The following is a 20,318-nucleotide window of genomic DNA, read 5'->3' as shown; positions in this document are numbered from 1 at the left end:
AAAAATCTTATGGACAAGTTAGTCATCGCCGGTCGGGAATTCAGCTCACGTTTGATGGTCGGGACCGGGAAATTCGCCTCCAATCAGGCGATGGTCGATGCCATGGAACACTCCGGCAGCGAAATCGTCACCGTAGCCTTGCGCCGGGTCGATATAGACAACCCGGAAGATTCACTGCTTACGCATATCGACCGCAATCGTTATCTACTGCTACCGAACACCAGCGGTGCGCGTGATGCTGAAGAAGCAATTCGCCTAGCCCGCCTGGCCCGATCCGCCGGTTGCGAGCCTTGGATTAAACTGGAAGTCACTCCCGACCCCTACTACTTGCTGCCAGATCCGATTGAGACGTTAAAGGCCGCCGAAGTGCTGGTTAAAGAGGGCTTTGTCGTGCTGCCCTACATGCCGGCGGACCCGGTCCTGGCCAAGCATTTGGAAGAAGCCGGTACCGCGACGGTCATGCCGCTCGGAGCACCGATCGGTACCAACCGCGGCCTGCGGACCCGCGACCATATTGCGATCATCATTGAGCAGGCCAAGGTACCTGTGGTGGTCGATGCCGGTTTGGGAGCTCCTTCCCATGCCGCTGAAGCGATGGAAATGGGCGCAGACGCCGTGCTAGTCAACACCGCACTGGCTGACACCCCCGATCCAGCAGCCATGGGCCGTGCCTTCAAAAAAGGGGTTGAAGCAGGCCGAGAAGCCTATCTCGCAGGGCTTGGACCGCAGCGGAACAAGGCAGAAGCATCCAGTCCGCTAACCGGTTTTCTGAGAGATTGAAATCATGAGCTTCGAACAACAACTGCAACAATTTCCGCAAGCAGAAATCCTTAACAGGATTCTTAACGCGACACCGCAGCAGATCGATCAGGCCCTGCGCCGCCCGCGCTTGAACATGGAGGATTTTGCCTGCCTGCTGGCACCGCAGATCAGCGACGAACAACTTGAGAAAATAGCCATCCGCGCCAATAAGATCACCATGCAACGGTTCGGTCGGACGATTTTGCTCTACGCTCCGATCTATCTGTCCAATGAATGTCACAACGGCTGCAAATACTGCGGCTTCAGTGCCGACAATCATTTGTCGCGAAAAACTTTGACTATGGCAGAAATTGAGCGCGAAGCCAAACTGCTGCGCGGCAAGGGCTTTCGCCACATGTTGCTGCTCACTGGTGAGGCGCCCGAGTCGGCAGGCATCGACTTCCTTGAACAATCAATACATTCGGTCAAAACCCATTGCGGTTCGGTTTCAATCGAGGTTTTCCCGATGGATACCGATGAATACCAGCGGATGGTTGCTGCAGGCGTCGATGGACTGACTCTCTACCAGGAGACCTACGATGCTGAGCTCTACCGGGATTTGCATCCTTACGGTCCGAAGAGCGATTACAGCTATCGCCTAGCGGCCCCGGAACGCGCAGGAGAAGCCGGTTTGCGGCGCATCGGCATCGGCTCCCTGCTCGGGCTCGGCGAATGTCTGAGCGACGTCTTCTATACAGGCCTGCATGCACTCTACCTGGCTCGCAACTACTGGCGCACCCAGGTGACGATCTCCTTCCCGCGCCTGCGTCCGGCAGAAGGCGGTTTTCAACCGAACAGCATTGTCAGCGACCGACAGCTCACCCAGTTCATCTGTGCGCTGCGGCTGCTGGTTCCGGATGCCGGGCTGGTCCTCTCGACCCGCGAGAGTTCGCAACTGCGCGACAATCTGTTGCCGCTCGGGATTACCCAGATGAGCGCCGGGTCCTGCACTGCCCCCGGTGGATATGGTGAAGGGGGGCATGAAGGCGAGCAATTCGCCATCAACGACGAGCGCTCTCCCGAAGAGATGGTAAGGCTGCTCCAATCAAAGGGATATGATCCGGTCTGGAAGGATTGGGACAGTGCCTTTTTGAACCAAGCCTGCTGATGTCAGAACTGCCACCGCTTTATCTGATCACAGACCGAAAGCAACTGGCCGAGGCTCGACTGCTGCTCAAGGTGCTGGAAGAACTGCTCGAAGCCGGAGTGACGATGTTGCAACTGCGGGAGAAAGACCTCTCTGGGGCTGAGCTGCTCCCTCTAGCCAGAGACATCAGGGAGTTAACCAAACATTACAACTGTAAACTGTTAATCAACGACCGGGTCGATGTTGCCATGGCAGTCGATGCCGACGGCGTCCATCTTGGCGGGAACTCGGTCCCACCAGCGGTGGCAAGAGAGCGGCTCGGCCCAAACAAGCTGATCGGCGTTTCAACCCACAGCGTAACAGACATTCTCACTGCTGAAAGGCAGGGAGCTGATTTCGTAACCTACGGGCCGGTCTTTTACACCCCATCCAAAGCAGCTTACGGGAAGCCGCTCGGGCTGGATGCTCTCAAAACAGCTTGTACCCATTCCAAACTGCCAGTTTACGGTTTAGGTGGCATAAAAAGGGAAAATTGTTCTGCCGTGCGCAACAGCGGAGCACATGGTGTGGCCTTGATTTCCGCCCTGCTCAGTGCACACTCTCCCTTTGAAAGTTGTTGCCGGTTGCTGAAAATACTCGGCTCCTGAGCCCTTCAAATTGTCATTCCAGCCAGTTAGACTAAAATTATTGCTACGGTAGCCGTTTAATCTTTTCCGACTGGTGCCAAATGCAAATTATTCTTGTTCTCAGCATTCTGAGCGTGGCAATTCTTTTATTTGCCACCGGCTGGATTCGCATGGACCTAGTCAGCCTGTTGATTCTGCTGAGCCTGCCCCTGTTCAACGTTATCCCTGCAGAACAAGCCTTCATCGCCTTCAGCAACCCCGCCGTCATCACGGTTGCCGCCATGTTCATCATCAGTGCCGCGATCGCCAATACCGGGGTCACGGCACATCTGGGGCGCTGGCTGTTCAGCTTTGCTGAAAAGAGTGAAGCCAAACTGGTACTGGCCATCATGAGCCTTACTGCCGTTGCCTCAGCATTCATCAACAATATCGGCGCTGCCGCGGTACTCCTTCCAATGGTCACCGGTATCGCCAAAAAAGCTGAAATTGCCGCCTCGCGGCTTTTGATGCCTTTGGCTTTCGGTTCACTGATCGGTGGAGTCTGTACGCTGATCGGAACCCCACCAAATATCTTAATCAACGAATTGATGCTCGAATATTCGGGACAACAGTTCAACATGTTCGACTTTACTCCCCTTGGCGTTGTGGTGGTTATCATCAGTATCTGCTACATGATGCTGATCGGTCGGAGACTGTTACCCGACAACCCATCAGCCTCGGTTCAGCAAATGAGTCAACTCAAAGCCTACGTCTCGGAAATTCGCCTGTCTGAAGAAGCTACATATATAGGCAAAACGCTGCAGGAAACTGGCTTTTCTTCCGACTTCCAGCTCAAGGTCCGTTCCCTGATGCGTGAACAGTTAAAGATCACCTCCCCCAGAAGCTCTCTAGTACTGCGCGCAGGCGATATTCTATTTTTAGAAGGAAAGCCGGAACAACTGTTAAAACTGAAAGGCGTCAAAGGGATTGAAGTTGTTCCGGGAACAGCACAGGTTATCGCCGCCGAAAACAAAGAGGAAAATCAGGTAGCGGAAGTTGCCCTGACCCCAACCAATGAACTTGTCGGGAAAACCCTGCGGGAAGTCCACTTTCGTGACACTCACGGATTGAATGTTCTGGCGATCTGGCGGAGAGGTGAACCGGTTGTCAAGCGGGTCGATCACGTGGTTCTTAAGTTTGGCGACATGCTGCTAATCGAAGGGCCGGAAAGTAAAATCCTGCACCTTGCCGACAAGCATGATTTTCTGCTTCTGGGTGGCATCAAGCCAGAACCCTATCTACCCGACAAGGCACCGCTGGCGATCATCATCATGGTCACGGTTATCCTCTCGGTGACCGCTGGTCTGCTCCCGATCATGCACGCTTCCGCCCTCGGTGCTGTCGCGATGATCCTGTCCGGTTGCATCAAACTATCCGATGCCTACGAGAGCATCAACTGGCCGGTCATCATGTTGATTGCCGGAACGTTGCCCCTTGGTACCGCGATGGAGACCAGCGGAGCTTCGAGTTTTCTGGCCGCCCACCTGACCGACATGGCCGGCCCCTACGGCCCCTGGATCACGTTAGGGGTGCTGTTCCTGATTACCATGCTGCTTACCTGCATCATGAGCAATGCAGCCACAGCGGTTCTGCTGGCGCCAATCGCCTACGACCTGTCGCAACACTTTGGCGTCAACCCGCAACCCTTTTTCATGGCCGTGGCCTTGGCGGCATCAACCTGCTTCATGACTCCGGTCAGTCATCAATCAAACGCACTGGTGATCGGCCCCGGCGGCTATCAGTTCAGCGATTATCTGAAAGTCGGCACCCCGCTAAACATCCTGGTCTGGCTGCTTGCCAGTTTGGCTATCCCCTTTGTCTTTCCATTCTAAAGCAAAAAGCCTCGTCCGAGCGGATCGGCGAGGCTGGCTACCTTTTACATGGATATCAGGATTCAATACTCTTTCGGTTCATGCTCAACGCCGTGACAATTCAACGCACAGGAACCGTGCCACGATGCGACGCCTTGTGCACTGAACCGCAACTTACCTTCCATGTATTCTCCCACGACATCAGTGTTGAAACGGATCAAATACTGATTACTGGTGCTGCCATGTGCATCGTGGCAGGTGAAATGGGAGATTCGCCGCTGGTTACTGCTACGATTGCCGATAATATGCAATGAGTTATAAGGGAAGCATTCATCCATGAAAATGCTAGCACGGTCATGACACTTGTAACAGAGAGCGTATGCGTAGGTGCTTTCGTTACGGCCATCCTCCATCTCGTAGTTGGCGACGAGCAACCCACGATAGATCAACCCGTGTGGCCCACGGGGACCTGCCTCGTTATCGTTGCCATGACAATCACTACAGATGATTATCGAGATATCACCGGGCCGTTCTTTTCTCGCTACATAAGATTATTTCAGGCTGATAACCTAGGCGTTCGCCCCTTCTTTTTCAACCGGTTGATAGGATTTATTGGTCGGACGAGACTCAGGCTTCTTGTCGGTGGCATCGGCTGGCAGGTAGGCGCTATTTGCATGACACTTATATCAAAGTTCATATTCTTCGGTAATCTCGGTTCCAAAATTGCCGACCCGTTTCCCGGTTATCCCGCTGAAAGGGTTTTCTTCGAAAACTAGATGTGGGTCGTGTCAATCAACACATTCTATTTGCCGTGCCGCATTGAGCTACGTTTCTGGCAGAATTTCAAGCGGGTTGTGGATCCTTTGGGTCGTTAACACTAGGTTTTTATAAGGATTTTTCAGTTCGGATTCGATGTTGGCAAAGCGGCCTTCGGCTGATTTTTTCAATAATCCACCAACAACCATCTTTTGTCTTCTGATCGGGGTACCGTGACAATTAAGACAAGTCTGCTCTTCGTTCCGAATCGACATGTTCATGCCGCGATGACAACCACGGCAACTCTTCGGGAGAAGCCTCTTATCCACGTGTGCTCATTTCAGAATGCGCCTTCTGATATAAGCATATCCTGAGGTCACCAAAAGACAAAAAATAAGAGCAATCAGCGTTTGTTTCTTCATCATCTCCTACCGAATTCTTCGCTAATTATGATTAATATTGGCCGGTGGCCTCATATAACAGCTCTTGAAAACGGCATTTCAGCAACATCTTCACCGGTACAATGTTGCCACATCGGTAAATCATAAACCCCGTCGTTATAAATATCGGTATGTGGTTCATGACAACCGCCCCATTGCAGTCGATTGTGCGAATCAAGCAAACCAGGCAACAACTCGGTCCAGTCAGCCCGGAAATTAGGGACATCAGGATAAGGGATCGTCGCATACAAAGCGAGGGCGGAATCGCTAAAAACAAAGGAATTGAGATGAGCATTGGAAAGATCGATAATCGTATTCGTGCCGCATTCCTATGCCCCAAACAGATCCATTAAAGTTACTACTACCTAAACCGGATGGATTCAAGCTGCCGCCATTGATAACCTCGGCAATGGCGGTAACACCATCGTGACATGACAGGCAGAGCCTTGTGGAACCGTTATGATATTCGGTCTGGTCAGAATAATCATAACCTGTTACACCCGGGTTATCTAACAACGACTCCACTTCTGCATATAGAAGAAAGTTGTCTGACGAATCATCTCTGTTCCACAAGATCCCGCTAACAAGGTCCCATGAGGAGCACCACAGAAAAGAAAACACAGATTCGATCTTCGGTACCGGAATGACCTGCGGCGCTACTGCTACTGCATAAATTGTGTGGATGGGAATTGGCTCCGTTATTGTCGCCTAGCAGACTCAGGGCTGCAGATGCGAGTGAAAGGCAGTCCCAGGTGGCACTGATCAGCAAAACCCAAAAAGATAAATGCCGAAGGGTAAATCTCGTCATACACCCATTTTGCGAGCAGCACTTACTAGCCAGTCCTCCCTACCCTTTTTGACAAACTTAAATTACCATTTTTACATTATATGATTTCAGATTTCCGCTCATGGTAATCCATTTCACTCGACCGTTTAAATGGACACAAAAAAAGAGGTAACCGCAAAACGATTACCTCTTGATATGTATGGCGGGGCTGACGGGACTCGAACCCGCGACCTCCGGCGTGACAGGCCGGCGTTGTAACCGACTCTACTACAGCCCCAATATGGTGGGCGAAGAGGGGCTCGAACCCCCGACATCCTGCTTGTAAGGCAGGCGCTCTCCCAGCTGAGCTATTCGCCCATATTTTTAAATGGCGGGGCTGACGGGACTCGAACCCGCGACCTCCGGCGTGACAGGCCGGCGTTGTAACCGACTCTACTACAGCCCCAGAAAGAAATAGGAAGCAAGTCTGCCCGCGCGGGATCAGTGGATGGGCTGCTTATGCTTCCTACTTCCGATCTATTTTACTTGTTTGTGCTGTTTAGTTAACGGAATCCTTCAAGGCTTTGCCAGCTTTGAACTTAGGGACATTCGCGGCAGCGATCTCGATCTTAGCGCCGGTCTGAGGATTCTGACCGGTACGAGCAGCACGCTTACCAACACTGAATGTTCCGAAACCAACCAGAGCAACTTTTTCACCGGCCTTCAAGGCATCGGTAACAGCTTCGGTAAAAGCTTTCAAAGCACCCTCAGCATCAGTTTTGCTCAAACCAGCCTTATCAGCCATTGCATTGACCAGATCAGCTTTTGTCACAGCACACCTCCAATAGATAGTTAAAAGTAAATTAAACTTCTTAAAAACGCGATAAGATATATCAGGTTTGCAAAAAAACTGTCAAGCCCTTTTTCCCTGTTTTCTGCCCATTTTATGCGATTTTCCGAAGGTTCAGGGATTCATTAAGACCGGCCTTCAGATATCCAATTCCGGGATCGCTGCATTAAGTACTTGATCCATATGAGCAACTGTTATGACCTCAACTGAACGTGTCAGTTCAACAGGTAATTCAGAAAGATTTTTTCCATTCTCTTGCGGAATCAATATTTTTCTTATTCCACCACGGCGTGCAGCCAGCAACTTCTCCTTAACACCGCCGATTGCCAGCACTCGACCGCGTAAAGTAACCTCGCCAGTCATCGCGAGGTCCTTACAAACCGCCTTCCCGGTTAAAGCCGAAGCCAAAGCTGTCGCAATAGTAATCCCTGCAGATGGTCCGTCTTTCGGCACAGCTCCTTCGGGAACATGAATATGGATATCCAGTTTGGAGTAAAAATCTTCCTCCAAGCCAAGCTCTTGCCAGCGAGAACGGATATAACTCATTGCCGCCTGAGCAGATTCCTGCATAACCTCACCTAGTTTACCGGTAATCGTTAATTTCCCTTTGCCCGGCAGAGTTGTCACCTCAATCGACAGCAACTCACCGCCGGTTTCCGTCCAAGCCAAGCCGGTCGATACCCCGACCTGATCTTCTTCTTCGCGCACCCCGTACTTATATTGCGGCACTCCAAGATATTGCTTGATCTGATTCTCTGCGACCGAAAAAGCTTTCTTTTTCCCTTCCAAAAGTGCCCTTTTTGCCAATTTCCGCATCACTGAAGCGATACTGCGGTCAAGGCTGCGAACCCCAGATTCCCGAGTATAGCGGCGAACAATCTCATAGAGAGCACGGTCAGAAAACTTAACCTGCTTGTCACCCAGGCCATGTGCATTGCTCTGCTTTTTTAGCAAATAACGCCGCGCGATATGCAGCTTTTCCTCCTCCGAATAACCTTCCACCCGGATCACTTCAAGGCGATCATGCAGTGGCCGAGGAATCGAATGAAGGTTATTGGCGGTAGCGACAAACAAGACCTGCGACAGGTCGTAATCAACATCAAGGAAATGGTCTACAAAGGTGCTGTTCTGCTCCGGATCGAGGACTTCAAGAAGGGCAGAAGAAGGGTCACCGCGAAAATCGGTACTCATCTTGTCAATTTCATCGAGCATAAAGACAGGATTATTCACCCCGACTTTGCGCAATCCTTGAATGATTTTTCCCGGCATGGCGCCAATGTAGGTGCGCCGATGTCCACGGATCTCCGCTTCGTCACGAACCCCCCCCAATGATATTCGGACGAATTTTCGCTGCAACGCTTTGGCGATCGACTGCCCAAGGGAAGTTTTCCCCACTCCGGGAGGACCGACGAGACAGAGGATCGGCCCCTTGATCTGCTTTACCAGAGCCTGCACGGCGAGATATTCAAGCACCCGCTCCTTGACCTTTTCCAACCCGTAGTGATCAGCTTCAAGGATTGCTTCCGCCTGCAGCAGGTCATGCCGATCCTTGGTCATCTTCTTCCACGGCAGCGACAGCAGCCATTCGATGTAATTGCGCACTACCGTCGCTTCGGCCGACATGGGCGACATCATTTTTAATTTGCGCAGTTCAGCATGGGCCTTGTCCGTGGCCTCTTTCGACATGCGCTTCTTTTTGATCTGCTCTTCGAACTGCAGAATTTCCTGTTTAAACTCGTCCTTCTCGCCCAATTCCTTCTGGATAGCGCGCATCTGCTCATTCAGATAGTACTCTTTCTGGCTGCGCTCCATCTGGCTTTTAACCCGGCTGCGAATCCGTCCTTCAATCTGCAGGATTTCTATTTCCTGTTCCAGAACGGCGAGAATATGCTCAAGACGCAACATGGGGTTGAGCAGTTCGAGAATCTCCTGTTTATCGGCAATCGGTATCTGCAGATGCCCGACGATGGTATCTGCCAGCCGGGTCGGACTCTCGATACCGGTAACGCTGTTACTGACCTCAGGGGATAGCTTTTTGCTCAGGTTCACGTAGCTTTCAAAGGCGGTGTTAATGGCCCGCATCAATGCAGCGACCTCGGCGGTATTCTCCAGCACCTCTTCCTGCGGCTCCACCTCGGCCTGAATCAAAGCGTCACCAGGATAGAATTTTAACACCCGAGCGCGCCAGCAACCTTCGACCAGAACTTTGACTGTCCCGTCAGGCAGCTTGAGAAGTTGCGCTACCTTGCCGATGCAGCCTACTTGGTAGAGGTCTTCTTCGGCTGGAGAATCAACCTTGGGATCCTTCTGGCTAATCAGGAAAATATACTTGTCGCTGTCGGTCGCCTTCTCCAAAGCACCGATCGACTGCGGTCGCCCGACAAACAAAGGAGCAACCATATAGGGGAAGACAACAATATCACGCAGCGGCAAAACCGGAAGCACTACAGGTTCTGTCGGCATGGTTTGATCAACAAGCTCAGACATAGGTTTACCTGTGAAGAGAAAAGAGCGTGGCGTCAACCGACGGACCCACGCTCTTTATTTTGTATTGTTTTAAGATAGGGACTTAAGCGCTCTCAGCAACATCATAGAGAATAATCGGCTTGCTACCCTTGGTAATAACATCTTCATTCAGCACGACTTCCTTAACCCGATCTTGCGAGGGGATATCGTACATCACATCCAACATGGCATTCTCAAGAATGGAGCGCAGACCACGAGCACCGGTTTTACGCTCAAGCGCTTCTTTGGCAATTGCAATCAGTGCTCCATCGGTAAACTTCAAGTTAACCCGCTCCATCTCAAGCAGGCGCTGATACTGTTTGATCAGCGCATTCTTCGGTTCCCGCAGAATCTGGATCAACGCCTCTTCGTCAAGTTCGTTGAGGGTCGCGATGACCGGTAACCGGCCAACAAATTCCGGGATCAGACCGTATTTGAGCAGGTCCATCGGTTGCACCTTGCTCAGCAGTTCGCCCAATTCCTCTTCTTTGATCGACCTGACTTCAGCACCGAAACCCATCACTTTGGAACCAATCCGCTTGTTGATGACCTTTTCCAACCCGGAGAAAGCGCCTCCACAGATGAACAAAATATTGGTGGTATCGACCTTAAGAAATTCCTGCTGCGGGTGCTTGCGCCCACCCTTCGGCGGTACGCTGGCAGTGGTTCCTTCAATAATTTTCAGCAGAGCCTGCTGAACTCCTTCACCTGACACATCACGGGTAATCGACGGCGATTCCGACTTACGGGCGATCTTGTCAACTTCATCAATATAAATGATACCACGCTGTGCTTTTTCCAGATCATAATCTGCAGCCTGAAGCAGACTGAGAATAATATTCTCTACGTCTTCACCGACATAACCAGCTTCGGTCAGGTTGGTTGCATCAGCAATGGCAAAAGGCACATCAAGCACTTTGGCCAAGGTCTGGGCCAGCAGTGTCTTACCGCTACCGGTCGGGCCGAGCAGCAGGATATTACTCTTCTGAATTTCTATATCATCGTTCTTCTCTGCGAACTCAACCCGCTTGTAATGATTGTATACCGCAACCGAAAGAACCTTTTTCGCCCGATCCTGACCAACGACGTACTCGTCAAGGATCTCGCGAATTTCAGCCGGCTTCGGCAATTTCCGCGATTCCTGCTCAGACGCATCATCGAGACGTGCCTCTTCATCAATGATGTCGTTACACAGTTCTATACATTCATCACAAATATAAACTGTCGGACCCGCTATCAGCTTTTTGACCTCATCCTGCGATTTGCCGCAAAATGAACAAGTCAACTGGCCATTTTCGTCTTTTGCGCTCACGTATCATCTCCTCCAGATACTGGTCGATTTACTTCTTTCTGTCGACGATGGAATCGATGATACCATAAGTACAGGCCGCTGCGCTATCCATGAAAAAATCACGCTCAGTATCTGCGGCGATTTTCTCTATATCCTGCCGACAATGCCTCGCCAGCAGACCATTCAGACTTTCCCGCATTCGGAGAATTTCCTGGGCATGAATGTTGATGTCCGTCGCCTGTCCCTGAAAACCACCGAGCGGTTGGTGGATCATAATGCGCGCATGCGGCAGCGCGTACCGTTTCCCCTCTTCTCCGGCAGCCAGCAGCACAGCCCCCATACTGGCAGCCTGACCGACACAGATGGTCGATACCGGCGCCTTGAGGTACTGCATGGTATCGTAAATCGCCATCCCTGCGGTAACGACCCCCCCTGGAGAATTGATGTACAGGTGGATGTCTCGATCCGGATCCTCAGACTCCAGAAACAACAGCTGGGCAATGATCAGGTTGGCCATATGATCTTCGATGGCACCCCCAAGAAAAATGATCCGATCCTTAAGCAAACGCGAATAGATATCATATGCACGTTCACCACGACCGGAATCTTCTACTACCATCGGGACCAAACTCATAATCAGGCTTCCTCCTCGGTAGTTTCATCCTGCTCAACTTCTGGCTGCTTCGGATCGACCTCTGTCACACTAGCAGACTCCAACAGAAAAGCGATGACTTTTTCATTCAACAGCTGACCTTTCAGACCAGCCATGGCGGAAGCGTTCTCGAAATACTTTTGCACATCCTCCAGTGAAGCATTACTCTCATCGGCAAACTGCTTGATTTTGTCATCAACAGCGTTCTCTGCCAATTCGATTTTTTCCTGTTCGGCGATCGAATCGAGCAGGATCTCACCTTTGACCTGCTGAAGCGCCATGTCGCGATATGTGTTCGCGAAGTTCTCATCGTTCATTCCGAGCATCTCAAGAGACATGCCCTGAGCCTTAAGACGCTGGGAAAAACTATCTTTAAGGTGCATCAGCTGATTTTTCACCATACCTTCGGGGACTTCAAACTCGTTCTTTTCGATCAAAGCGGCCATCAAGTTTTCTTGAAGTTGACCTTTAATCCGCCCCTCCTCCTGCTTGATGGCGTTCTCCTTAACCTTTTCACGCAAATCCTCAAGGTTTTCAGAGCCCATCTCCTTTGCGAAAGAATCGTCAATTTTCGGTTCGACCTTTTCTTTGATTTCCTTTACCAAAACTTTGAACATTGCGGGCTTGCCGGCCAGTTCTTTGGCCCCGTAACTCTCCGGGAAAGAGACATTGATTTCTTTCTCTTCCTCACGTTTCAAGCCAATGAGTTGATCTTCGAATCCAGGGATAAAGCTGTTGGAGCCAAGCTCAAGCTGATAATCCTTCGCGGCACCATTTTCAAAAGGGGTGTCATCAATAAAACCTTCGAAATCAATGATAACGGTATCACCTTCACGGGCTTTCTTGCGTTTGGACACCTCAAGTTGAACCCGGGAAGCAGCCATCTGCTCGATTTGTTGATCAACAATCGCATCGTCGAAAACGAACTTTTCTTTTTCCAGATCCAGACCAGTATAGTCCTTTGCCGTGACTTCCGGGCGAACCTCAACCTCAGCCTGGTAGGTGAACGGCTTGCCCCTTTCGATCGCACCAGTCTCGACTATTTCCGGCTGAGATACAGCTTCGATCTTATTTTCAACCATCGACTTGTAGAGTGTGTTATTCACTAGCGAGTTGATCGTTTCGTACTCAACGCGCGGACCAAAGTGCTGCTCAAGGATAGCCTTAGGCACCTTCCCTTTACGAAATCCCTTGATGCTGGCACCCTTGGCCACTTTTTTGAAGCCCTTCTCGAGTTCTTCGGCAACCATTTCGGCAGCAACTTCAATGCTCAGCTTCTTTTTAATGGAACTCACCTGCTCTACAGTGACACTCATAAACTTTTCCTTCCCGATGATTATTTCGCTTTGAAGCGATAAAAAAGAGAACAGTTCATTTCATCGAAAAACAAACTGTATTTGCTTAAGATTGGTGCGGACGGGGAGACTCGAACTCCCACAGGGCAACCCCCACTAGGGCCTAAACCTAGCGTGTCTACCAATTCCACCACGTCCGCTAACACAATTGATGATAAATTAACAATGCTCACCCCCCATACCCACCCGATCTGTTGCCGGGGTCATTGGGTGCGGAAGGTGAGCATTATATTTAAATGGGGTGAGTGAAGGGGATCGAACCCTCGACAACCAGGGCCACAACCTGGTGCTCTGCCAACTGAGCTACACCCACCATAAAAAGCTCGGCCATGTTACGGAAACGGTCTGCACTTGTCAATTCAAAAAATTGCACGTCAGGGAGGATTTGTTATCTGTACTAAAAATTTCACGGCATGTGTATGCGCGTGCCTGACACCGCTTCAAAACTGCACAAATACAAGTGTTCATTGATCCTGTGCTTTTTAGCCAACTTCGTTTAAATTAAGTGAAGCAAACAAATCTCAAAGAACAAAAAAACTTATTGATAATTTTAAACGAAGCAATAAATGGGGTGAGTGAAGAGGCTTGGACTCTCGACAGCCAGGGCCACAATTTGGTGCTCTCCCAACGAAGCAACACCCACCACATGCATAATATAAATGGCACGCCCGACAGGACTCGAACCTGTAACCCTCGGCTTAGAAGGCCGATGCTCTCTCCAGTTGAGCTACGGGCGCATTAAGAAGAACTTTAAATTTCAATGATCTTCTGCGGCAGCACCATATGAAATTATGAGGTAATTAGTCTAGAAAAAAAATTATTTTGCCTGTTTTTAGTCCAGAATTGTCTATTGGCCAGGTTCTTAGCCTCAAGATCTTTATACAATCTTTCCATAGCCTCTCGATCACTTCGCCTTACCTTGACAACGAGATTGTGAAACAAAGCGTCCTCAACCTCTTCGGGAATCTCGATATTAGGATCCAGCAGGTCAACCCTGGGCACCTCCAAAAACGAAGGTGAAAAAAACTTTGATGTAATGGTCTTCTCTCAACTTCTTTGATGGTTAGGCGACTCTTCCACCATGTCACATTGAAGCCGACTCCGGTAGCCGGGGAGAGACCATTACATCAATAAACTTTACAGGCCCGTCACTGGTACCCCTTCAACGCCTACTTCCTTAAACATTTCACGAACCGCAGCCGTTCAATAATCTTCACCAGAATCAAGATGCCCACCGACACTAGTATCCCATTTCCACGACTGAATATCTTTCGCCAATACACTTCTCTGCAGAAGACGTTGCTGCCGTGCATTGAACAGTACATGAACAGCACGATTGCTCAGCTTGGGATTCCCGTGACAATCCTTGCGTAACTCCTGACCGATCACATTTTCCTCTTCATTCATCAAGTCAACAAAAGCTCCTGACACAGCACAATCCTAATTTTTAGAAAGCCTTGCAAAAGTAAAAAAACAACATTAAATACCTCAAAAAATGTTGATATTTTCATGTTAGGAATCTATTATTGGAAAAATCTGATATTTATTCATTCGGCAAAAAGTTAATCGGGAGACGAACATTATGGCAACTAAAACTCAAGGGCTGAGAATCAGGACCAAATTGTTGACGATGGTTCTGCTGCTGGTTTTCATCTCAATCGCAGTCAGCGCAATTTCCTTCTACGGTCTCTCGAAAGCAGTTGAGAAATACCAACCAAAACTCCTGTCAGCGCTTGAAGCAGCACACGCCCTTGACGCTAATGTAGCGCTCGCTCGCCGCTACGAGAAAGAGTTTTTTCTTTTCTCCAGCCTTGGCAATAATTCCGAATTCAAACAAAAGCAGGTCGGTTATCACCAGAAGATGCTAGCAACCTTTAACAAGATACCAACCGAACTAAAAAAATTATCTGTTGGCAATTACGACGAATTCTCAAACCAAAAAGAGCGCAAAGAGCTCTCCAACGAAATTCGCCTTACCTATAACGGCACCATGAACAGCCTTCGCCCACTGGCCAAAGAACTTCTTGATGGAAAAAGCTTCGTTCAGGTCAAGGACAACTATGAAGTTTACAAAAAAAGTGTCCACGCCCTTGTTGCCAGTATCGAAAAAATGCGCACTCACATCAGCATCGCTCTGCAAAAGCAGAAAACCGAATCTGCAAAGTTTGAAACCGAGATGCTTGGCACAATGATCGCTCTTGTTGGTGGCATGATCATCTTCGGCATCTTTGCCGGTCTCCGCGCTTCAAACCGGATCACCCGCCCACTAAACCTGCTGATGGAGGGTATCGAGTCGGTTGGTAAAGGTGAGTTCAGGGAAATCACCATCAACTCCAAGGACGAGTACCAGGAAATAGCCAAAGCATTCAACGAGGTCTTCACCCGTCTCAAATCTTTTATCAAGAGTGATGAAGAACGAAAAGCGACAGAAGAAAACGTTATCAATTTCCTCGAAGTTGTCAGTGAAGCATCCGATGGTGATCTGACCCTACGTGCACCTGTCACCGAAGATACCTTTGGTACTATCGCCGACTCCTACAACCTCATGATTGAAAGCTTGGCCTCTCTACTGATGGACACAACCATCAACGCAGAAGAAGTAGGTGAAGAATCGCGTCAGTTGCTTGAAATCTTCCAGTCGATGAGGGACGGTGCCGATAGCCAGCTAGCTAACGTTACGGATGCCACTGATGCAGCCGAGGAAACTGCAGCTTCGGCGACCCAGATCGCGAAAAAAACGTCGCTAGCTCAAAGTGCTGCATCACAGGTGGATAAAGCGACTACCCTCGGTAACGAACGGGTTAACCGAAACATTGAGGGGATGCAGTTGATCCGAGTCACTGTGCAGGTCATCAACAAGAAGATGAAATCCCTTTCCGAGCGCCTGCTCGAAATAGGCACCATCTCTCAGCTAATTTCTGATGTCGCAACCCGTACCACCATCCTTGCGATGAACGCATCAATAGAAGCATCGCGTGCAGGGGAACAAGGCCGGGGCTTTCTAGTCATTTCCGATGAAATCAAACGTCTGGCGGACGAAGCGTCCGAGGCGACCCGTCAGATCGGCGGCATCATCAAAGCAATTCAGTCAGAAGCGAACGAAGTTACCCTGGCACTGGAGGAAGAAACCAGTACGGTTGAAGAGCAAACAAAGATCGCTCAGGAAACCGGCGAAGCTTTGGCCGCGATAAACAAATCAACTAGCGAATCGAAGCAGATCGTCACCGAGATTACCGAGCTATCTCAGGAGCAGCAGAAAATATCCGAGGGACTAGTTACCACCATTCGTGAGATGGCGAACATTACTGCGGAAACCTCAGCCATGATCACCACCTCCTCGCAGATTTCCGAAGGTCTCAACGGCGTCTCCGAGTCGCTGCTCCAATCACTCGGCCAGTTCCGGCTCTCCGCAGAAGAACCGCAGAAACCGGCGACTATCGAAATTGCTGTGGAACCTGTCCATGAGGATTTTGTCAATCAAATCTTTACTTCATAGGAAGAAGAAAATAAGTACAGCCAAGAGGTTCCAATATCCTGATATTAAACCCATGGAAATATTAAAAAAGGCGAGCTCCGATGCTCGCCTTTTTTTACTTTGTTGGAAAAATCGAAAGTATTTATACCCGCGCCAACTCCTGATGTTTGGTGACGACAGAAACCAAACCTTCTTCGTCAAACGGCTTTACCAAATAATCTGAAGCTCCCAGGGACAAAGCCTCTTTGCGATGCTGTTCGCCGGCACGCGATGTGAGTACCGCCACGGGAATATCGATGCCCCGCTCTTGAATTTCAATCAATAGCTCATAACCATGCATCACCGGCATTTCAAGATCGGTAATAATTGAAAAAACGTTTTCCCCCTCTTCCAACTTGTCCAAGGCATCCTGCCCGTTGACGGCCGTGACGACGGCAAAACCGTTTGCCTTAAGCATCAAGCTGGCAAATTTCCGCACACTGAGCGAATCATCTACCACCATGACCTTCGGAGCCACTGGTTCTTGTTCAACAGGCGCAACAACAGCAGACACCGAAATCCGTTGATGTTTCATGCGGGCCGGGTTGACCACCAAACGCATCGTTCCATCACCGGACAGACTGGAACCAGAGAAATAGGGCAATTCTTCAAGGAAAGATCCGAACGGCTTGATGACCGTATCCTCCTGGCCGATGACATTATCAACCAGCAGCATGATCGGTGTCCCTTCTGACTGGGTAATAATCCCGTATTTCGGTTCTTCGGTACAGGATGGCAGGTTTAACAAGCTCGCCAGGCCAACCTTCTGCATCAGGTCGAATCTGTCTCCTTCGACGTTTCTGGCCTCGTAATCGAGATCAACGATTTCCTCGACCAAGGCCGAGGGAATGACCAACTTTTGTCCGCAGCAGGTAAATTGGATGACGTTGACAATAACCAATGACAGCGGCAAGCGTAACCGGAAACGGCTCCCCTCACCTTTGGCTGTCCAGACGTCAATTGTACCGTTCAAGCTGGAAAGCCGGTCCATAACGACGTTCATTCCGACACCGCGACCTGAGGTGCTATCTGCTTCGGCAGTGGTACTGAACCCGGGACGAAAGATCAACTGGATTAAGTCCTGCTCAGAAAGCAGGTCATCCTCCCGGATAAAGCCTTTTTCGATCCCTCTTTCACGAACCCGATCGATGTTGATCCCGCGGCCGTCATCTTCTACTACAATTTCAACGGTATTCCCACGTCGCTCGGCCTTCAACCAGATCGTCGCCTTCTCCTGCTTCCCTTGGGCCAAGCGTTCTTCCGGCGGCTCAATGCCATGAGCAAAAGAGTTACGAACAATATGCAGTAAAGGATCAAAAAGACCATCGTAAATAACCCGGTCAATCGCCGTCTCGCCACCTGAGATACACAATTCGACCGACTTGTTCTGCTCCTGCGCCAAGTCACGAATGGAACGATTGAACCGTTGGAATAATTGGCCAGCTTGAACCGTCCGCGCCGCCGAGATCTGTTCTTTCATCTCGTCGGTCATCCGGTCAAGCGAGAGCACATCCTGTGAAAAAACCTTAAAGAAGCCAGCCATTTCCCGCAGTGCTTCCTCAATATCTTCCGTAATTTCACGCAATTTCCGGGAAAAAAGATTCAACTCATCATAGCGGTCGAACTCAAGCTCATCGAAAGCATCGTCACCAGCAATGGCATTCTGCTGCGGTAAAGTATAGTCGTAGCGCTCTGAAAAACTGGTCACCTCTTTGAGCAAGCGCTGGCCGGCAAAGTCGATCTCCCCCTTCATCCGCTCCATAACCGGAAGCCGGTCGAGCAAATGGTTCTTGGTCACAGTGAAGTCACCAACCAATCCCATCAAGGATTCTATTTTATTCATGCCGACCCGGACGACTCCAGCTTCTTCCATCCTTCGCGTCGGTTTACGTCGCTCAACGCCGACGTAGGATTCCGGTTGCGGAACACTTTCATCCGCTTGCTCAAGATCTTCTGTCTCTAATTCTTTTTCAGTGACTGACTCTAGCGGAGCAACAAACTCATCCTGCGATACCTCGCCTTTGGCGAGCTTCGACAGCACATCGGTCACGATATTTTCGGGACTCTCTATTCCAGACTTGCGCAACTGTATCAGTTCGCGCATCTGATCAAGAGCAAACAGCATGGCGTCAACCTTCCCACCTGTCATCACCTGTTCACCGTCGCGGATTGCTTCCAACGAGTCCTCCAACCGGTGAGCGATGGAACCGACATCGGTCACGTTGACCAGATTTGCAGCCCCTTTCAGGGTGTGAGCCGAACGGAACAACGGCTCAATAAGCTCATCCGCTAAAGAGGCGTCTTTCTCCAATTGCAACAGGCCATCTTCTAAGGTCGCGAGATGCTCGGTGGCTTCTTCTACAAAAAATTCGAAGACATTGTCGAGGATGCTCATGACTCCCCCCCTCTAACCCGGTAAAGGGAAAGAAATTTAGACATATCGATCTTCTCTCCACTGAATTCTTCCGCCAAAAAAGGAATTCCATCGGCAAGAAATGCTAAAGACTCACCCTCATGCTCAGCAATTACCAGTCGATGCTGGACCCGAACTTCCTCAAGTTGATGCTGATTGAGGATGGCCAGGTTGATGACCGGGAGTACTCGACCACGCAAGTTGGTCAGTCCACTTACCATTGGCGGCGCCAGCGGCAAAGGCAGCACCTGCGGCAGGTCGCTTATCTCTATCATCTGCTTAATCGGCAAGTGGTAATCATGGCCACCGACGGAAAAAACACAGCAGACATAATCTTTACGTGGAGCCGTCTCGTCCTGCGGCAACAACAGTGATTCTGCAATCTCTTCAGCACGTGCGGCAACAATGTCGGTGGGAGGGACAAGTGAATCGCCAGCAATGTCCACTTCAGCGGCGCCCTCATTTACAGCTTTAGTAGTTAGGGCTACCTCAGAAGTAAAATCTTCATCATCGGCAAAAGGGTCATCTGCAAAATCAGCTTCTAAAATTTCTGGAGAAGGTCCCCCTTCATTATATTTGTTCTCCTCAGTGAGCCTTTCACTTGAATCATCACCTGGGAAAACATCTAGGAGATCTTCGACTGTAGAAACTTCAACGCCCAGCTCATCTTCAGCGAAAGGGTCAAAAGGCAGGTTTCCCTCCTCCGCAGAGTCCACGTCATTTTTTTCAGCAACAATGTCCTGCAGATCGGGCGAGTCGATTGCAAGGTCAAGATCCTCGGCAAACGGGTCACTCCCCGCTGCAATATCTGGCCGTGGCACAACAACTTTTTGAACGGAAAGACCGCCATCGATTTCTATTCCGAAATGAGGGTCATCAGCAAACGGGTCTGGTTCAGACTGTAATAATTGATCCTCTTCTGTCAATAAATCCGGGTCATCTGAAAACGGATCATCGAGCTGCGGAGCGCGCTGTTCAGCCTGGCTGTCGAGTAGTTCGACCAGCGGAGTACGACCAGGAAATTTTTCCGCCAAATCGAGTGCCTGCAACGCTTCGGCGACAAACAGTTTCGGTTCCTGTAAGTCGCCTTGCAATGCAGAAACCAGTGGCGCGAGCCAGTCTACGGCCAAGCGCATCGCTTCATGTTCGACCCGGGTTGGCTTGGTCCTGTCTTCAAAATGCTTTTCCAGCATTGCTTCTAGCCGACGGGCAATCTTGCAGATCGAATCTGCCTTAACCAGATTTGCCGTACCCTTTAATGTGTGTGCTGCACGAAAAGCAGTTTCCAACTCTTCGGCTGAGGCAAGCGACAGATCCTCATGATCGAGGAACTGCCTCAGGGCTGTCAGATTACGCTCTGCTTCACCAAGGAAGATCGGGAACAACTTCTGCCGCAAGTCATCCATTGCACC

General features: G+C 50.1%; 15 protein-coding genes and 7 tRNA genes. 5 read left to right on the top strand and 17 right to left on the bottom strand.

Going from position 1 to position 20,318, the window contains the following annotated elements; translation table 11 throughout:
* The first annotated feature begins 9 nt into the window (after positions 1-9).
* From Q7J88_RS01195 to Q7J88_RS01180, 4 genes are all read left to right on the top strand, one after another.
* A complete protein-coding gene (locus Q7J88_RS01195; RefSeq protein ID WP_303720319.1) occupies positions 10-780 on the top strand; it encodes a thiazole synthase in 771 nt (256 codons plus the stop codon).
* 4 nt (positions 781-784) lie between these two features.
* Positions 785-1,909 carry a 2-iminoacetate synthase ThiH gene (gene thiH / locus Q7J88_RS01190; protein ID WP_303720318.1) on the top strand — a complete coding sequence of 375 codons (1,125 nt, stop codon included), beginning with the start codon at positions 785-787 and terminating at the stop codon, positions 1,907-1,909.
* The gene (gene thiE / locus Q7J88_RS01185) at positions 1,909-2,535 is read left to right on the top strand and encodes a thiamine phosphate synthase (protein WP_303720317.1); all 627 of its coding nucleotides are present in this window, start codon (positions 1,909-1,911) and stop codon (positions 2,533-2,535) included. The genes thiH and thiE overlap by 1 nt, the downstream gene beginning before the upstream one ends.
* Positions 2,536-2,648: 113 nt before the next feature.
* Positions 2,649-4,385, top strand: a complete 1,737-nt coding sequence (locus tag Q7J88_RS01180) for an SLC13 family permease (protein WP_303720316.1) — start codon at positions 2,649-2,651, stop codon at positions 4,383-4,385.
* A 62-nt stretch (positions 4,386-4,447) separates the two neighbouring features.
* Here the strand turns inward: Q7J88_RS01180 and Q7J88_RS01175 are convergent, their stop codons facing one another.
* The 15 genes from Q7J88_RS01175 to Q7J88_RS01105 form a co-directional block, all read right to left on the bottom strand.
* On the bottom strand, positions 4,448-4,813 hold the full coding sequence (locus Q7J88_RS01175) for a hypothetical protein (RefSeq protein ID WP_369681939.1): 366 nt from the start codon (positions 4,811-4,813) through the stop codon (positions 4,448-4,450).
* A gap of 375 nt (positions 4,814-5,188) precedes the next feature.
* Positions 5,189-5,449, bottom strand: coding sequence for a hypothetical protein (locus Q7J88_RS01170; protein ID WP_303720315.1), 261 nt, complete (start codon positions 5,447-5,449; stop codon positions 5,189-5,191).
* A 1,098-nt stretch (positions 5,450-6,547) separates the two neighbouring features.
* Positions 6,548-6,624, bottom strand: a tRNA-Asp gene (locus Q7J88_RS01165).
* 4 nt (positions 6,625-6,628) lie between these two features.
* Positions 6,629-6,704: transfer RNA gene (locus Q7J88_RS01160), tRNA-Val, on the bottom strand.
* 11 nt (positions 6,705-6,715) lie between these two features.
* A tRNA-Asp gene (locus Q7J88_RS01155) sits at positions 6,716-6,792 on the bottom strand.
* A 93-nt stretch (positions 6,793-6,885) separates the two neighbouring features.
* Positions 6,886-7,158 carry an HU family DNA-binding protein gene (locus Q7J88_RS01150; RefSeq protein ID WP_303720314.1) on the bottom strand — a complete coding sequence of 91 codons (273 nt, stop codon included), beginning with the start codon at positions 7,156-7,158 and terminating at the stop codon, positions 6,886-6,888.
* A gap of 156 nt (positions 7,159-7,314) precedes the next feature.
* On the bottom strand, positions 7,315-9,663 hold the full coding sequence (lon, locus tag Q7J88_RS01145; RefSeq protein ID WP_303720313.1) for an endopeptidase La: 2,349 nt from the start codon (positions 9,661-9,663) through the stop codon (positions 7,315-7,317).
* Between the two features lie 82 nt (positions 9,664-9,745).
* Positions 9,746-10,993 (bottom strand): ATP-dependent Clp protease ATP-binding subunit ClpX, encoded by a 1,248-nt coding sequence (clpX, locus tag Q7J88_RS01140; protein WP_303720312.1) that lies wholly within the window; start codon positions 10,991-10,993, stop codon positions 9,746-9,748.
* A 28-nt stretch (positions 10,994-11,021) separates the two neighbouring features.
* Entirely contained in the window at positions 11,022-11,606 is a 585-nt protein-coding gene (gene clpP / locus Q7J88_RS01135) for an ATP-dependent Clp endopeptidase proteolytic subunit ClpP (RefSeq protein ID WP_303720311.1), read from the bottom strand.
* Positions 11,607-11,608: 2 nt separating this feature from the next.
* Positions 11,609-12,940 carry a trigger factor gene (gene tig / locus Q7J88_RS01130; protein WP_303720310.1) on the bottom strand — a complete coding sequence of 444 codons (1,332 nt, stop codon included), beginning with the start codon at positions 12,938-12,940 and terminating at the stop codon, positions 11,609-11,611.
* 92 nt (positions 12,941-13,032) lie between these two features.
* Positions 13,033-13,119: transfer RNA gene (locus Q7J88_RS01125), tRNA-Leu, on the bottom strand.
* A 97-nt stretch (positions 13,120-13,216) separates the two neighbouring features.
* Positions 13,217-13,292: transfer RNA gene (locus Q7J88_RS01120), tRNA-His, on the bottom strand.
* A 254-nt stretch (positions 13,293-13,546) separates the two neighbouring features.
* Positions 13,547-13,622 (bottom strand) — tRNA-His (locus Q7J88_RS01115).
* Between the two features lie 17 nt (positions 13,623-13,639).
* Positions 13,640-13,716, bottom strand: a tRNA-Arg gene (locus tag Q7J88_RS01110).
* A 466-nt stretch (positions 13,717-14,182) separates the two neighbouring features.
* Positions 14,183-14,389, bottom strand: a complete 207-nt coding sequence (locus tag Q7J88_RS01105) for a hypothetical protein (RefSeq protein WP_303720309.1) — start codon at positions 14,387-14,389, stop codon at positions 14,183-14,185.
* Positions 14,390-14,561: 172 nt separating this feature from the next.
* Here Q7J88_RS01105 and Q7J88_RS01100 point away from each other — a divergent pair, with 172 nt between their 5' ends.
* On the top strand, positions 14,562-16,475 hold the full coding sequence (locus tag Q7J88_RS01100) for a methyl-accepting chemotaxis protein (protein ID WP_303720308.1): 1,914 nt from the start codon (positions 14,562-14,564) through the stop codon (positions 16,473-16,475).
* 121 nt (positions 16,476-16,596) lie between these two features.
* Here Q7J88_RS01100 and Q7J88_RS01095 read toward each other — a convergent pair whose 3' ends face one another.
* Complete coding sequence (locus Q7J88_RS01095) at positions 16,597-18,888, bottom strand: hybrid sensor histidine kinase/response regulator (RefSeq protein WP_303720307.1); 2,292 nt, start codon at positions 18,886-18,888, stop codon at positions 16,597-16,599.
* The gene (locus Q7J88_RS01090; protein WP_303720306.1) at positions 18,885-20,312 is read right to left on the bottom strand and encodes a chemotaxis protein CheW; all 1,428 of its coding nucleotides are present in this window, start codon (positions 20,310-20,312) and stop codon (positions 18,885-18,887) included. The genes Q7J88_RS01095 and Q7J88_RS01090 overlap by 4 nt, the downstream gene beginning before the upstream one ends.
* Positions 20,313-20,318 lie beyond the last annotated feature (6 nt).

This window comes from Malonomonas rubra, assembly GCF_003247215.1.
In the GTDB taxonomy this organism is placed as follows: Bacteria; Desulfobacterota; Desulfuromonadia; order Desulfuromonadales; family Geopsychrobacteraceae; genus Malonomonas; species Malonomonas rubra_A.
This window is presented reverse-complemented; position numbering and strand designations above follow the sequence as displayed.

What these genes read in the sequence shown, in the direction of transcription:
- Q7J88_RS01195 (WP_303720319.1), top strand. Translation starts at nt 10, where the DNA reads ATGGACAAGTTAGTCATCGCCGGTCGGGAATTCAGCTCACGTTTGATG.
- thiH (WP_303720318.1), top strand. Translation starts at nt 785, where the DNA reads ATGAGCTTCGAACAACAACTGCAACAATTTCCGCAAGCAGAAATCCTT.
- thiE (WP_303720317.1), top strand. Translation starts at nt 1,909, where the DNA reads ATGTCAGAACTGCCACCGCTTTATCTGATCACAGACCGAAAGCAACTG.
- lon (WP_303720313.1), bottom strand. Translation starts at nt 9,663, where the DNA reads ATGTCTGAGCTTGTTGATCAAACCATGCCGACAGAACCTGTAGTGCTT.
- clpP (WP_303720311.1), bottom strand. Translation starts at nt 11,606, where the DNA reads ATGAGTTTGGTCCCGATGGTAGTAGAAGATTCCGGTCGTGGTGAACGT.
- tig (WP_303720310.1), bottom strand. Translation starts at nt 12,940, where the DNA reads ATGAGTGTCACTGTAGAGCAGGTGAGTTCCATTAAAAAGAAGCTGAGC.
- Q7J88_RS01100 (WP_303720308.1), top strand. Translation starts at nt 14,562, where the DNA reads ATGGCAACTAAAACTCAAGGGCTGAGAATCAGGACCAAATTGTTGACG.
- Q7J88_RS01095 (WP_303720307.1), bottom strand. Translation starts at nt 18,888, where the DNA reads ATGAGCATCCTCGACAATGTCTTCGAATTTTTTGTAGAAGAAGCCACC.
- Q7J88_RS01090 (WP_303720306.1), bottom strand. Translation starts at nt 20,312, where the DNA reads ATGGATGACTTGCGGCAGAAGTTGTTCCCGATCTTCCTTGGTGAAGCA.